The following is a 15229-nucleotide window of genomic DNA, read 5'->3' as shown; positions in this document are numbered from 1 at the left end:
GCGACGCATACGTCGCCCCCGCGGTTGCGGGCAAAACTTCTGCCCGGCGGTCAGGCGCGGGCGGGTGGGCGTGGTCCGCGTGGCGGACGGGCGCCGCGACGTTCGCCCCCGCGGTCGTTGCGGTCGTCGCGCGGGTCGTCGAAGCGCCGGCAGGCCACGGCGAAGCGCCGCTCCAACTCCGCGACATCGTCTCCGCTCACGGGGCCGAGCCGGCTCCATGACTGACGCGCCACGCGCACGGACTCCTGGGCCGCGCGACGCTTGGTCTGATCGTCCACACGCCCGCCGATCGTGTTGGAGGCGAGCGCCTCCTTCAGCATCGTGGCGAGTGCTGCCGCCGGCGCGGCCTGCACTGCAGCCTGCGGGGCGGCCTGCGGCGACGACCCGAGTTGTTCCACCTGCTGCACCAGCTCCTGCATGCGGGCGCGCGTCGCCTCCGGATCGAGCGACGATCGGCGGAACGCGTCTGGATAGCGATCGACGAGCAACTGTGTCGCCGTCGCGAATCGTTCCTGCATCGGCGTCACGATGTCGCGCGGCAGCGGCGGTCCCACACGCCACGCCTGCCACGCCTGCTCGGCGCGCGTGAGTGCGGTTGCACCGTCGAGGGACTCGTCCTGTCCGGACGCGAGCGACTCGAAATCGGTCAGCGCCTGCTCACGCGTCACGCGACGGCTGTCGAACTCCGCCGCGTGGCGGTTCTTGTAGCGGTCGAAGAAGCGATCGCAGGCGGCGCGGAACTTCTGCCACAACTGCTCCGACTTCTGCCGCTTGACGGGACCGCTCGCCTTCCACTCGGCCTGGAGCGCCTTGATCGTCTCGACGCCCGCCTGCCAGTCGGTGGTCTCGGCCACGGCTTCGGCCTTCGCGATCAGGTCTTCCTTCACCGCCTGATTCGCGCTCCACACGTCCTTGCGCTGGTTGAGGTCTTCCTTGCGACGCGTGAAGAACCGATCGCACGCCGCGCGGAACCTGTTGGTGATGGCCTTCCCCTGTTCACCACGCGTGGCGTGCCCCAGCGTGTTCCACCGCTGCTGCAGCGCCTTGAGGGCGTCGGCGGTCTTGAGCCACTCGCTGGACTCGGACAGCGCCTCTGCCTGTTCGGCCAGCTGCGTCTTCTCGGCGAGTACGGCCGCGTCCTCGACGGCGCGCTGCGCGTAGTGGCCGTCCACGCGCACCTGCGCCGCATCGGCGCCCGCCTTGAAGCGCTGCCACAGCGCATCGCCTTCGGCCCCGCGAGGCCCGGCACTCGCCTGCTTCCAGTCCTGCCGCAGGTCCTTCAGGCGCTTGGCGACGTCGGGCAATGCCTCGACCTGCGCGAGCGCCTCGATCTTCTCGCACAGCTCCTGCTGCACGGTGGCGTTGGCCCAGCGCTTCCAGTCGTCTGTGCTGCGGAGATCCCGCACCACATCCATCAGGCGCGCCTGCACCTTCTTCAGCCGCTCGACGATGGCCGTCTGGTCGTCGCGCGACGGCAACGCCCCGAGCTGCTCGGCCGTCGTGCGTGCGTCGCGCCGGGCCTGATCGGCGTCCTTGAGCGGCAGCTGCTCCCGCGCGGCAACGGCTTCGAGCCTGTCGCACGCGGTGAGCGCCCGTTCGAGATTGGCGGCGCGCGTGGCGCCCTCCTGTTCGCGCAGGGCCGCGGTGCGCGACGCGATCGCGCTCTCGGCGGCCTTCACGCGCGACACGAGCACCGGATCGACAGCCGCGCCGTCCTGCGCCAGTCCCGTCCATCGCCTGAGCAGATCGGCCCACTGCTTGTGCGCGGCTGCCAGGTCGTCGACGCTCGACAGACGCTCGGCCTCATCAGCGATCGTGGCCAGTTGCGCGTGGCGTTCGGCATCGGCGAGCCGTGCCGCCAGGCGCGCACGCTGACGGGCGATCGCCGCCAGGAAGCGCTGGTTCACGGCGTCGGTGCCGGGTTCGTGCTCGGCATCAAGGGCACCCCATGCCGCCTGCGCCGCCGTCACCGCGTCTTCGATGTCGTCGCCCACGTAGTCCTCGAGCGACTGGCACACGTCGGCGCGCGGCGCATCCCTGGCCGCACGCGCATCGGCTTCGGCCTGCGCGGCCGCGACGGCGGCTCGCAGGGACTCCACGTGCGCGCGGGCTCCCGCCACGGCGGCGTCGAATCGCGACTGCAGGACCGGCGACGTCGTATCCACAGTTGCGGCGAGCTGTTGCCACGCGTCGATGGCCGCGTCGAGCGGCGCCTGGATGGCGTCGGCGCGCGACTCGTGCGCCAGGCCTTCCACCATCTCGCACAGGCGCTCCCGGCTCAACTCGCCCACGGGCGCCGTTGTCTCCACCGCGACGGGTTCCTGCTGCTCACGCAGCCGCGTACGTGCCCGTCGTGCGACGAGCTTGTTGCGCGCGCGATTGGCGACCTGATCGAGCGCTTCGGCGTCCGACAGCGATTCGAGCGCCGACAGCGCGACGTCCTTGTGCTCGCTGTTCAGGGCGACGAGGAGCCGCTCGGCGGGGTCGGCGATCAGCGCGAGCGCCGCCAGACGGATGCCGCCACCCGTGGCACGCCCCGCGATGCTGCCGACGAGGCGCGGCGTGGCCACGCGACGCAGCGCCGCCAGGCCGATGCCTTCCACGTCTGTCGTTCTCGCGATGGTGGCGAGATCGCGCTCATCGTCGAGACCGGCAAGGGCCGCGAGTGCCGACGACTCGTCGCTGCCGTCACCGGCGAGATCGATGAGGAACTTGCGCGCCTCGGCACGCACGCCCTCATCGAGGTCGCCGCGCGCGACGGCGGCCAGCACGCCGATGTCCTCGACGCGCGCCACGGCACGTCGCCGGACGGCGGCGTCGGCATCTTCACGAGCGAGCGTGGCGAGGACGTCCTGCGCGTCGTCACCCAGCTCGTTGACCGCCTCGAGCCGGACGGCCGGGTCGGCATGCTTCCACTTGGGCTGCCGAAAGCGATCGAACAAGGACATGGCTACTGCGTTCTCCGGAAGGATACGGGCACGGCTGGCGGCCGCGCGACAGAAACGGTAGTCTACCCGCACCTCCCGACGTTCTGCCACCACGCGCCTCGCTGGCTCGAGGCAGCCGGGCGGTCGCGAAGCCGACATGCCGCCACCGCCACGACCAGCGCACTTCGACCGATCGATCATCGAGGGCTCCCTCGGACGCGCGGTCTGGCGCATCGCCTGGCCGACGATGCTGCAGAACGTGCTGGGCGGCCTGCAGGGGATCATCGACCACGCGATGGTCGGCCACTTCGTGGGCTACACGGCCAACGCGGCCATCGGCGTCAGCGGGCAGATCTTCCTCGTCGTCATCGTTTTCATCAGCTCGCTGTATGCGGGCATGGGCGTGCTGGTAGCGCGCTTTGCGGGCGCCGGCGATCGCGAGGCCGTCGACCGAACCGTCGGTCAGGCCTTCCTCGTGTCGTTCGTGCTCGCGGGCGGCATCATGGCGCCCGTCGGATACCTGCTCTCGCCGCAACTCCTGCTGTTTGTCAACGCGACGCAGGAAGTGCGCGACGTCGCGCTGCCGTTCCTGCGCCTGATGTTCGTGGGCGGCATCGGCCTGCTGACGTTCTTCCTGCTCGGTGGCGCGTTCCGCGCGGCAGGGGATCCACGCACGCCGCTGCGTCTCGGCATCCTGCTCACCGTGCTGAACATCGTGTTCAACGTGGTGCTGATCCGCGGTGCCGGCCCGATCCCCGCGTTCGGCGCGACAGGCGCCGCGATGGGCACCGTCCTCGCGTCGCTCATCGTGGCCGGGCTCGGCATCATGGTGATGCGATCGCCGACGGCGGCCATCCACCTGCCCGACATCACGGCGCTGCGTCCCGACTGGGCCATCATCAGGCAGTTGTTCAAGTTCGGTCTGCCCACCGGCTTCCAGGGCGTGGCGATGAACATCGGCGGCGTGTTCCTGCTCCGGTTCATCGGCGCGCTGCCAGAGAGCGCGCACGCGCAGGCGGCGTTCGCGATCGCGTACACGGAGCTGTTCTCGCTCATCACGTTCACGTCCGTCGGCCTGATGGGCGCGACGGCCGCCGTCGTCGGCCAGAACCTCGGGGCAGGCAGGCTCGATCGGGCGTGGCAGGCGGTGAACGTGAGCGCGCGCATCGGTCTCGGCGTCGCGCTCGGCGTGGGCCTCCTCTTCCTCACGATCCCCGGGCCGCTCCTCGGCATCTTCGGCGTGAGCGATCCGACCACGGGGACGATCGCGCGCAGCCTGCTGCGACACCTCGCGATCTCGGGTCTCTTTGTCACCGTGGCGCTCGCCTACACCGGCGCGCTGCAGGGATCCGGAGACACGCGCAGTCCCATGTACATCTCGATCGTCTCGCAGGTGTTCGTGCCGTTGGGGTTGTGTGTCATCTTCCAGCGCACCGGCACGTTCGAACCCGTGGACATCTGGCGCGCCATCGTGGCCGGGCACCTGACGCGCTGTCTGCTGTCGATCTTCCGGTTCCGCCAGGGCAAGTGGCAACGCATCGTCGTGGACGTCGGGCACAGGAGTCCCGGCGCATCGCGACAGGAGGTCACGTAAGCGATGGGCGACGCGAACAGGCACGTGGTGGCGATCTTCGGTGGGGCGAGCGCGGGGTCGACGGCGGCGGCGATCCTCGCCGACAGCGGCGTGGAGGTGGTGGTCTTCGAGCAGAACGTCCGTCCGTACGGGAAGATCGAGGACGGACTTCCGCGATGGCATCGCGATCAGCGCCTGCTCGAGTACCGGCACATCGACGCGCGCCTCGACAGGCCGGGCGTCCACGTCGTGCCGCGTACCCGTCTCGGCGTCGAACTCCAGTTCGACGACGTGATCACGTGGGGCTTCAGCGCGATTCTGCTGGCCAACGGCGCGTGGCGCGATCGTCCGCTCGATGTCCCAGACGCCGAGCGCTGGGTGGGACGCGGGCTCGTGTACCAGAACCCGTTCATCTACTGGTTCAATCACGCGGCGGAAGCCAGCTACACCGGACCACGCTTCGACGTCCCGCCGGGGGCGATCTGCATCGGCGGCGGCCTGGCGTCGATCGACGTCGTCAAGGTGTTCCAGCTCGAACTGTACGGACGCGCGCTCGCCGCGCGCGGGATCGACGTGTCCATGTACGACCTCGAGCACGCGGGCATCCCGGCGACCTGTCAGGCGCACGGCATCGATGACCCGCGCAGTCTGAGCGTCGAGGACAGCTGGCTCGTCTATCGCCGCCGCGTCGAGGACATGCCGCTCGCGTCGGCCCCACCCAACGCCACGCCCGAACAGCTCTTGAAGATCGAAGCGGTCCGCCGGAAGATGCTCGCGAAGGCCCAGGAGAAGTTCCTGTTCCGGATGCGGCCGATGGCGCTGCCCGTCGACCTGCTGATCGAAGACGATGCGGTGGCGGGCGTGCGGTTCGTGGAAACGGAGATGCGCGACGGCAAGGCCGTGGCGCTGGACCACCAGCCCTTCGAACTGCGCAGCCGGCTCGTGGTGAGCGCCATCGGAAGTCTTCCCGAGCCGCTGCCGGGCATCGCGGTCAAGGGCACGTTCTACGACTACGCGAACTGGGAGACGGGCGCGTATGCGCCGGTGCCGGGGGTGTTCGGCGTGGGCAACGTGGTGACGGGGCGCGGCAACATCAAGGCGTCGGAGCATCACGCCAAGGACGTGGCGCATCATCTCGTGGAGCACTATCTCGGCGTGCAGGACGAGGACGCGGAACGCTCGCTGCACGGCATGGCCGATGGCGCGCGCAACAGGGCCGAAGCCGTCACGGCGCACGTACTGAGCCACCTTGCCGACCACCCGCCGCTGCCCGCCGCGCAAGCCGACGCGCTGGTCGCCCGCGCCCGCGCCAGGCAGGCCGACATCGGGTACACGGACTACAAGACCTGGATGGCCAGCGTCGCCCCGACAGAGCCGTAGCACGCCAAGGCTCGCCGCGCCGTAGCGCCGAGGGGCGAAGGCGGGTGTGTCCTGGCGCCGCCGTTCGGGTAGGCTGAAGGGCTGTGTCCGACGAACCGTCTCTCTTCGACATCCCTGACTCGCCCGACAACGGCCTGCCGCCGGCTCCGCCGACGGGCCCGGGCGAGACCGCCGTGGCGCTGCACGAAGCGGCACAGGCGCGCTACCTCAATTACGCCCTGTCGGTCATCACGTCGCGCGCGCTGCCCGACGTGCGCGACGGGCTCAAGCCCGTGCAGCGCCGCATCCTCTACACGATGTGGCAGCAGAACCTCACCGCCGACGCCAAGCACCGCAAGTGTGCCAAGGTGGTGGGCGACGTGATGGGCAACTACCATCCGCACGGCGACAGCGCGCTCTACGAGACGCTCGTGCGCATGGCGCAGCCCTTCTCGCTGCGCTATCCGCTGATCGACGGCTCGGGCAACTTCGGGTCGCTCGACGGCGACGGCGCCGCGGCGATGCGCTACACCGAGTGCCGCCTCGCGCGCCTCAGCGACGAGCTGCTCACCGAGCTCGACCAGGACACAGTGCCGTTCCGTCCGAACTACGACGGCACGCGGACCGAGCCCGTGGTGCTGCCGTCGCGCGTCCCCACGCTCCTCATCAACGGCGCGATGGGCATCGCCGTGGGCATGGCAACCAATGTGCCGCCGCACCACCTGGGCGAGGTGTGCACGGCGCTGCTGCGCCTCATCGACAACCCCGAGCTCACGACGATCCAGTTGTGCCGCTACATCAAGGGGCCGGACTTCCCGACCGGCGGCCGCATCCTCAATTCGCCGGACGAACTGAAGGAGATCTATCGGACGGGCAGCGGCGCGATCCGCCTGCGCGGCACGTGGGAATCAGGCGAGGTCGGCCGGTCGAGCAAGGTCGTCACGATCACCGCGATCCCGTACACCGTCGACAAGTCAGAGCTCGTCACGCGCATCGCCGACATCGTCCTGTCGCGCAAGCTGCCGCCGCTGCTCGACGTGCGCGACGTGAGCACCGACGACATCCGCGTCGAGATCGAGATCAAGCGCGACGCCGACGAGGCGCTCGTGATGGCGTATCTGTGCAAGCACACGCCGCTGCAGGTGAGTCTCGGCGTGAACCTCACGTGCCTCATCCCTACCGAGCAGGACGACATCGGCCGACCCGAGCGCCTCGACCTCAAGGCGATGCTGTGGCACTTCCTCCACTTCCGGATGGACGTGGTGAGCCGGCGTCTCGAGCACGAAGCAGCGACGCTCGCGCGGCGTGTCCACATCCTCGAAGGCTTCGAGAAGGTGTTCGACGCGCTCGACGCGATCCTGGCGATCGTGCGCGCGTCCGACGGCAAGGCCGATGCGGCGACGAAGATCATCGCGAAGTTCGGCCTCGATGCCGAACAGGCCGACGCGATCCTCGAACTGAAGGTGTACCGGCTCGCGCGCCTCGAGATCCTGATCATCCAGCGTGAGCTGGCCGACAAGCGCGAGCGACAGGCGGAGATCGCGGCGCTGCTGGCCGACGAGGCTGGCCGCTGGGCGCTGGTCCGCGAGGAGATCGCCGAGGTCCAGAAGGTCTACAGCGATACGCGCGCCGACCGCCGGCGCACGACGTTTGCCAGCGACGAAGATCTGGTCGAGTACGACGCCGAGGCCTTCATCATCGACGAAGACAACATCGTCATCGTCTCGCGCGATGGGTGGATCAAGCGGCAGAAGGACGTGAAGGACCTCTCCACCACGCGCCTGCGTGAAGGCGACGAGGTGCTGGCGGCTGTCGGCGGCAGCACCCGCGCGACGCTGGTGCTCTTCACCACGCACGGCGTGGCCTATACGTGCCGGTTCATCGACGTCCCCGCGTCGACCGGCTATGGCGAGCCGGTGCAGCGGCAGTTCAAGTTCAAGGACGGCGAGCGTGTGATCGCGGTGATGAGTCTCGACGAGCGCGTGAGTCCGGATATGCAGCCCGCACGCGAGGGCGAGACACCCGCGCGACACGCCTTCGCGGCGACGTCCGATGGCTATGCGCTGCGCTTCAGCCTCGCACCGTACATCGAGCCCAGCACACGCGCCGGCCGCAAATTCGTGAAGCTGCCCGACGGAGTCGAAGTCGTGGGCGTCGCACAGGTCACCGGCGACGAGACGATCATCGCCGCGACGCGCGAGGCGCGCGCGATGCTGTGTCCGTGCGGAGAGGTGAACGTCCTGTCCGGGCCGGGCCGCGGCGTCATCCTGATCAAGATCGACGAGAAGAAGGATCGGCTCCTCGGCTTCGTCGCGTCGAAGGGGGATCGTGACCTGATGGTGGTCGAGACATCCCGCGGCGCGGAGCAGACCGTGAGTACGGCCAAGTACGACGTCACGTCACGCGGCGGCAAGGGCCGCGAATTGCTGCAGCGCGGTTCGTTCACCCGCGTCGTGCCACCGGCGCCGCAGGTCGTCGGCCCCACCGACAGCTGACGGCGCAACCGGTTGCGCGTTGCCGATTGCCGGTTGCCGTCGGGATACGATTCCCCGCATGCGACTCGCCCTCGTCTGTCTGTGCGTCCTCGCGACGGCGTGCGATACACGTGATGCACCGCCTCCGAGCGTCGGGTGGCTCGCCGGCGCGTCGAGTCGCTCCGTGCTGCCTACCGTGGATGCGGGACACGGCTATGCGGCTCCGGAGCGACTTCCACTCGACGCCGATGCCGACGATCCGGGCGTCTTCGCCGAACAGTTCGATCAGGGCCCGATTGCCGTCGGCAACGGAAATCCGGACGCGCACTGGGTGCGCGACGACCTTCGGGTGCGTGCGCTGGCGCTGCAGCGATCAGATGCCGATCGCGTTGCTGTCGTCGTGTCGGCAGACGTGTACATGATCCTGCGGCAGGACGTCGAAGAGTTGCGGCGCATGGTGCGTGAGGTGCTGCCCGATGCCCGCGCCGATCGCGTCGAGGTACTCGTGCACGCCACGCACAACCATCACGGCCCGGACACGGCATTTGCCGTCAATCCTGAGTGGTACCGCTTCTTCCTCGAGCAGGCGCGCGACGCGGTTGGCGAGGCAGTGGCACGCCTGGAGCCCGCAACACTCCGCGTGGGTGAAGGCGTGCACTACTTCGGCGCCAGCGACCTCGCGGGCCTGCGGGTATTCGACCCGTCGCTCGGTGTGCTCCAGGCGCGCGCGACAGACGGCCGCGTCATCGCCACGGTGGTGAACTGGGCGAACCATCCCGAGAGCACGCTGAACTGGTCGCCGCCACGCGAGCGGATTGCCGCCGCGTGCCGCACGCTTGACTGGAACGCCGAGACGTGCAGTGCCGAGGGCCGCTACCTGACGGCCGATTTTCCAGGGGCGCTCGCGCGCTGGCTCGGACGACGGCTCGGCGGCGAAGTGCTTTACGTGAACGGCGCGATTGGCGCCATGGCATCACCGCTCGACGTGCCGGTGTGGGAGGTCGGCGAGCGCGCCCCGCTCGGCAACGGCTACACGCCGCCGGCCAGTGCCGTGCCACCGGGCTCGGCAGGCCGCGACTTCCTGGTCCGCAATTTCAGGAAAGCCATCGTGATCGGCGAACAACTGGGCGTGGCCGTCGAGGCAGCGCTGGGCGAAGCCGTGCCGATCGCGCCGGCACGATTCGATGTCACCCATCGGTCGTTCTTCACCCGCCTGTCGCACATCGGCTTCCGCAAGCTCGCGGTCATCGATCCGGCGAGTGGGCGTCCCGGACTCGGCTTCATGCCGGGCGATCTGTACGCCTGTCCGGCGACAGGTGCAAAGACCTCGCTCTCGTGCCCGGACGATGGGCGCGAGAGCGAGGAGGATCCGGTGGTGGGCCCGATCCGGAAGGGCGATCATCTGCACAGCGCGGTGAGCCTGCTGCGAATCGGCGAACTGACGATCGCGTTCCTGCCGGGTGAGGTGCCCGGCGAACTGGTGATCGGCTTGCCACGCGAGATCCGGGCGGCACCGGCGCGCTGGGCCGATGAGGAGCCCTCGCTGCACGCGCCGCCCGAGTCGATGAGCACGCCGGGTTACGTCAAGCGCATGCTGCCTGGCCGCTGGAAGTGGGCTGTCGGACTGGGGAACGACGAACTCGGATACGTACTGCCGATCGCCGATTTCCGCGTGCGGTGCGTGGCCGACACCGCGGCAGCCCCTGACGCCTGCGCGCGACTGCACGCGGCCGGCGTCATCGACTTCACTGACGCTGTTTCCGGTGCGCGGTGCAAGGCCATCACGGAAGACCCCGAGGCCCTGGCGGCACTACCGGAGGGCGGGGCGCGAGAGGCCGTCGTGGCGTCGTGTCGATACGGGCAGGCGTCAGGGCGTGCGCGCGGGCATTACGAGGAAACCAACGCCGCGGGCTGGGACGTCGCGGCCGACATGCTCGACGCGGTGGCCGCTCTGACGGGCAGCACGGACAGGACCGCCGTCAACGAAACCTTCCCCGGGTATCACCATCGCTATCCCCCGCCTTAGGGGCTTTGCCCTGCAGGTGTAGCCGCCGGATTTCCGCCTCCGCCGAGGCTACGGCGCGGCAGGCCATCCGGCGGGCGGGGATCACTGACTGCCGGACAACTTGTCCGCCGTAGCCCGAAGGGCGAAGGTGGACGACCGTCTACACCTGGTAGTGGGATAGCTCCGCCGATTGCCGTTCCGGTCAGGCGGAGACGGATTTGGTCTGGAAGCCCGCCGCTTCGAGGTCCTGAAGGATCCCGTCCATGCGCGTCGCGATCTCTGCGGGCAGGTCTGCCTGGTGCTGCTTGATCAGCCGGCTCATCGTGAAGGCGCGGAACCGGATGGCTTCCATGTGGAAGGCGCGCACGGCGCGTTCGAGGTGCTCGCCGAGCTCGATGAGTTCGATGGCGATGGACGAAGACGGCATGGTGCGCAGTGCGGCCACGAACGCCGCGGCATCTTCAGCGGCCTTCTCACGGGGCGTCAAGGGAGTCGTCACCGGCGCATGATATCGTCCGGCCAGTTCGGGTTTGAGTCTTTGTTGTGCAAAGTTCGAAGTTTCGCAAACCGCTGACTGGATCTTGCTGAGCAGCCCGTGAGTGGCGCATACTTCCCCTCGCGTTCACGCGTATCCGGCGCCGAGCGACAACGTCTTCATCTCCACGAGGCACACGACATCCATGGGATCAGCTGCGTCGCGCGAAGCGATTCGCGCCATCAGGGATTGGGCCGTTTCAGGTCCGACCTCTCGCCCCGCTCCTCGCTCCGCCGACGACTTCGGCCGTCTGGTCTTCAGTGACGCCGTCCAGCGCATCAAGCTGCCTCGCGCGGTGTACAAGGCCCTGCGCCGCACCATCACGCGCGGCGAGACGCTCGACGTCTCGGTGGCCGACGCCGTCGCGGTAGCCGTCAAGGACTGGGCACTCGAGCACGGGGCCACGCACTACACGCACTGGTTCCAGCCCCTCACCGGCATCACCGCCGAGAAGCACGACGCGTTTCTCGCCCCCACGCCGGAGGGCAAGGCCGTCACCGAGTTCAGCGGCAAGGAACTCATCAAGGGCGAGCCCGATGCCTCGTCCTTCCCGTCGGGCGGCATGCGCTCCACGTTCGAGGCGCGCGGCTACACGGCGTGGGATCCGACAAGTCCGCCGTGGATCTACAAGACCGCGTCGGGCACGACGCTCGTCATCCCCAGCGCGTTCGTGAGCTGGACCGGCGAGTCGCTCGACAAGAAGACTCCGCTGCTCCGCTCCATCGAAGCGCTGTCGCGCCAGGCCGTTCGCATCCTGAAGCTGTTCGGGTCGGCGTCGGACCGCGTGATGACCACCTGCGGCCCCGAGCAGGAGTACTTCCTCATCGACGCGCACTTCTACTACGCGCGTCCGGATCTGGTGGGCGCTGGCAGGACGCTGTTCGGCGCCAAGCCGCCCAAGGGGCAGGAACTCGAGGACCAGTACTTCGGCTCGATTCCCGAGCGCGTGCTCGCCTGCATGCGCGAAGTGGAGGACGAGCTCTACGCCATCGGAGTGCCCATCAAGACCCGGCACAACGAAGTCGCACCGAGCCAGTACGAGATCGCGCCGATCTTCGAGCAGGCCAATGTGTCCACCGACCACCAGATGATGGTCATGGAGACGCTCAAGCGCGTGGCGCCCAAGCACGGACTCGCCTGCCTGCTCCACGAGAAGCCGTTCGCGGGCGTGAACGGATCGGGCAAGCACGTCAACTGGAGCATGGGCGACAGTGAGGGCAACAACCTCCTGAACCCGGGCGACACGCCGCACGACAACGTCCAGTTCCTCGTCTTCTGCGCCGCCGTGCTGCGCGCGGTCGACAGGCACCAGGGCCTGCTGCGCATGAGCGTGGCCAGCGCGGGCAACGACCATCGTCTCGGGGCGAACGAAGCGCCGCCTGCGATCATCTCGATCTTCCTCGGCGACATGCTCACCGGCATCTTCGAGCAGATCGAGAAGGGGGCCAAGCGCAGCGCGGAGCACGGCGGCCTGCTCGAAACGGGCGTCGACGTGCTGCCCAAGCTGCCGCGTGATGCCGGCGATCGCAACCGCACGAGTCCGTTTGCGTTCACGGGCAACAAGTTCGAGTTCCGCGCCGTTTCGTCCAACCAGAGCATCGCCTTCCCCAACATCGTCCTCAACGTGGCAGTGGCCGAGTCGCTCGACGCCGTTGCCACCGAGCTGGAGCAGGCCGTGGCGAAGGGCGCCGTGCTCGAGGACGCCGTGGGCAAGCTCCTCGTGAAGCTGGTGAAGGCGCACAAACGGATCATCTTCAATGGCAACGGCTACTCGGACGCCTGGCAGAAGGAAGCGGGCAAGCGCGGGCTGCTCAACCTGCGCAACACCGTCGATGCGCTGCCCGAGCTCACCAAGCCGGCCTCGGTCACGCTGTTCGAGACGTACAAGGTGCTGAGCAAGCGCGAACTCGAGGCGCGGCTCGAGATCAACTTCGAGGCCTACATCAAGACCGTCAACATCGAAGCCCAGACGATGGTGCTGATGGCCAACCGGTACATCCTGCCTGCCGCGCTCACGTATCTCACGCAGGTGGCCGGCAGCGTGGCCGCGGGCAAGGCCGCGGGTGTGCAGAGCAAGGAAGCAAAGAAGCTGCTCGTGGAGGTCACGCGGCTGGTCGACGCGCTCAAGACGCGCACCGATGCCCTCGTCACGGCGCTCGCGCACGAAGGCAACGGCAACTCGCAGAAGCACGCGCGGTACATGCGAGACAAGGTCATCCCCGCGATGAACGTCCTGCGCGACACGGGCGACGCGCTGGAGACCGTCCTGCCGTCCAACGACTGGCCGCTGCCCACCTACCGGGAGATGCTGTTCATCAAGTAGCGCGACACGAACGACCATCGGCCATCGGCATGCGCGGCGCGCGTCGGGATTCCCGGGGGCGCGCCGCGCCGCTTTTGTGTAGCCTTGTAGCGCCAGTGATGAGCACGTATACCGCCAAGGACATCACCGTTCTCGAGGGCCTCGAGCCCGTTCGCAAGCGTCCCGGCATGTACATCGGCGGGGTCGGTGCCGCCGGACTCCACCATCTGGTCTGGGAGATTCTCGACAACGCCATCGACGAGGCGATGAACGGACACGCCTCCCAGATCGGCGTCACGCTGCATGCCGACGGGAGTTCCATCACGGTCACCGATGACGGGCGCGGCATCCCCGTGGACGTGCACCCGAAGACGCGCAAGACCGCGCTCGAAGTCATCTTCACGGTGCTGCACGCCGGCGGGAAGTTCGAGCAGGGCAACTACAAGACGTCGGGCGGCCTGCACGGCGTGGGCGCGAGCGTGGTCAACGCGCTGTCGAAGGATCTGGTCGCGACGGTCAAGCGCGACGGGTTCCAGTGGGAACAGCGCTTCCGCCAGGGCGTGCCGCAGGGCGGCATCACGAAGGTTGGTCCCGCGCGCGGCACGGGCACCACCGTGTTCTTCCATCCCGACGCGACGATCGTCCCGCGCATCGAGTTCGACGCCGATACGATCGCGCAGCGGCTGGAGGTTGCGAGCTACCTGCATCGCGGTCTCAAGATCACCTTCGAGAACGAGGTCACGCGGCAGAAGGTCACCTACGCGCACGCGGACGGACTCGCCGACTACCTCCGCACGCTGGTCGCCGAGCGTGGCGCCAGGCCCGTGCACGACCTGCCCTTCGTCGTCGCGCGCGATGGGGCGCTGCGGCTCGACCTCGCGCTGCAGTGGACCGAGTCCACCGACGAGCACGTGCGCAGCTACGTCAATGGCATCCCGACGGGTTCGGGCGGCACGCACGAGAACGGCCTCCGCGCCGGGCTCGGCAAGGCGCTGCGCAACTTCATCGAGACGCACGCACTCACCCCGCGCGGCGTGACGCTCACCGCCGAAGATCTGCGCGAAGGCCTCGTGGGCGTGCTCAGCGTGTTCGTCGAGGAACCGCAGTTCCAGGGCCAGACGAAGGATCGCCTCAACAACCCGGAGGTGCAGTCGGCCGTCGACGGCCTCGTCAGGCCGGCGCTCGAACACTGGCTGAACCAGAATATCTCGATCGCCGAAGCCATCGTGGCGCGCATCATCCTCGCGGCGCGCGCGCGCGAGGCGAGCCGCGCGGCGCAGCAGGAAGTCACACGCAAGAGTGCGACCACGCATCGCCTCACGCTGCCAGGCAAGCTCTCGGACTGCACCACCACCAATCGAGGGTTGAGCGAGCTGTTCATCGTGGAGGGCGATTCGGCCGGCGGATCGGCCAAGCAGGGGCGCGATCGCGTGCGACAGGCGATCCTGCAGCTGCGCGGCAAGGTACTCAACACGGAGGGCGCGTCGACGGCGAAGGTACTCGAGAACAAGGAACTCGCCGATCTGGTGACCGCGCTCGGCTGCGGCGTGGGCAAGCAGTTCGACCTCGCGCGCCTGCGCTACGGCAAGGTGATCCTGCTGGCCGACGCCGACTCCGACGGCCACCACATCTCCACGCTCCTGCTCACGTTCATCTACAGGCACATGCCGCACCTCATCACGAGCGGCCGCGTGTACCTCGCCCAGCCGCCCCTGTACCGCATCGACGTCGGGAAGGACACGTTCTGGGCGCAGGACGATGCGCAGCGGGACGCGATCGTGAAGAAGACCGCGGGCCGGGCCAAACCCGACATCACGCGGTTCAAGGGCCTCGGGGAGATGATGCCCAGGGTCCTGTGGGAGACCACTCTCAACCCGAAGACGCGGCGACTGCTCCGCGTCACCATCGCCGACCAACTCGTGACAGACCGCGTGATCAACGAGCTGATGGGCAAGGACGCGTCGGCGCGGTTCCGGTTCATCATGGACCGCGCGGAGGACGCCGAGGCCCTCGACGTCTGAGACGTCAGGTTGCGGAAAGGCCCGCGACCGCGT

At 68.5% G+C, this 15229-nt stretch carries 8 protein-coding genes; 6 read left to right on the top strand and 2 right to left on the bottom strand.

Annotation, left to right across the window (positions count from 1 at the left end):
• Positions 1-50: 50 nt before the first annotated feature.
• A complete protein-coding gene (locus IT182_04080) occupies positions 51-2948 on the bottom strand; it encodes a DUF349 domain-containing protein (GenBank protein MCC6162510.1) in 2898 nt (965 codons plus the stop codon).
• Positions 2949-3084: 136 nt separating this feature from the next.
• Between IT182_04080 and IT182_04075 the strand changes: the two genes are divergently transcribed.
• From IT182_04075 to IT182_04060, 4 genes are all read left to right on the top strand, one after another.
• Positions 3085-4521 (top strand): MATE family efflux transporter, encoded by a 1437-nt coding sequence (locus IT182_04075; protein MCC6162509.1) that lies wholly within the window; start codon positions 3085-3087, stop codon positions 4519-4521.
• A gap of 3 nt (positions 4522-4524) precedes the next feature.
• Positions 4525-5880, top strand: coding sequence for a hypothetical protein (locus IT182_04070; protein MCC6162508.1), 1356 nt, complete (start codon positions 4525-4527; stop codon positions 5878-5880).
• An 83-nt stretch (positions 5881-5963) separates the two neighbouring features.
• Positions 5964-8354 carry a DNA topoisomerase IV subunit A gene (locus IT182_04065; protein ID MCC6162507.1) on the top strand — a complete coding sequence of 797 codons (2391 nt, stop codon included), beginning with the start codon at positions 5964-5966 and terminating at the stop codon, positions 8352-8354.
• 58 nt (positions 8355-8412) lie between these two features.
• Positions 8413-10359, top strand: a complete 1947-nt coding sequence (locus tag IT182_04060; GenBank protein MCC6162506.1) for a hypothetical protein — start codon at positions 8413-8415, stop codon at positions 10357-10359.
• A gap of 181 nt (positions 10360-10540) precedes the next feature.
• Here the strand turns inward: IT182_04060 and IT182_04055 are convergent, their stop codons facing one another.
• Positions 10541-10837 (bottom strand): hypothetical protein, encoded by a 297-nt coding sequence (locus tag IT182_04055; GenBank protein ID MCC6162505.1) that lies wholly within the window; start codon positions 10835-10837, stop codon positions 10541-10543.
• A gap of 181 nt (positions 10838-11018) precedes the next feature.
• On the opposite strand from IT182_04055, the gene IT182_04050 reads away from it, so the two are divergent.
• Both IT182_04050 and IT182_04045 read left to right on the top strand, forming a co-directional pair.
• Positions 11019-13196, top strand: a complete 2178-nt coding sequence (locus IT182_04050; GenBank protein MCC6162504.1) for a glutamine synthetase III — start codon at positions 11019-11021, stop codon at positions 13194-13196.
• A 98-nt stretch (positions 13197-13294) separates the two neighbouring features.
• A complete protein-coding gene (locus tag IT182_04045; GenBank protein MCC6162503.1) occupies positions 13295-15196 on the top strand; it encodes a type IIA DNA topoisomerase subunit B in 1902 nt (633 codons plus the stop codon).
• Positions 15197-15229 lie beyond the last annotated feature (33 nt).

The organism is Acidobacteriota bacterium, from assembly GCA_020845575.1.
Taxonomy (GTDB): Bacteria; Acidobacteriota; Vicinamibacteria; order Vicinamibacterales; family Vicinamibacteraceae; genus Luteitalea.
Note: the sequence above shows the minus strand (reverse complement) of the source record. Positions and strands in the feature narration are given on the sequence as shown.

Coding starts and splice junctions, on each gene's coding strand:
- IT182_04070 (MCC6162508.1), top strand. CDS start 4,525: ATGGGCGACGCGAACAGGCACGTGGTGGCGATCTTCGGTGGGGCGAGC.
- IT182_04075 (MCC6162509.1), top strand. CDS start 3,085: ATGCCGCCACCGCCACGACCAGCGCACTTCGACCGATCGATCATCGAG.
- IT182_04045 (MCC6162503.1), top strand. CDS start 13,295: ATGAGCACGTATACCGCCAAGGACATCACCGTTCTCGAGGGCCTCGAG.
- IT182_04050 (MCC6162504.1), top strand. CDS start 11,019: ATGGGATCAGCTGCGTCGCGCGAAGCGATTCGCGCCATCAGGGATTGG.
- IT182_04060 (MCC6162506.1), top strand. CDS start 8,413: ATGCGACTCGCCCTCGTCTGTCTGTGCGTCCTCGCGACGGCGTGCGAT.
- IT182_04080 (MCC6162510.1), bottom strand. CDS start 2,948: ATGTCCTTGTTCGATCGCTTTCGGCAGCCCAAGTGGAAGCATGCCGAC.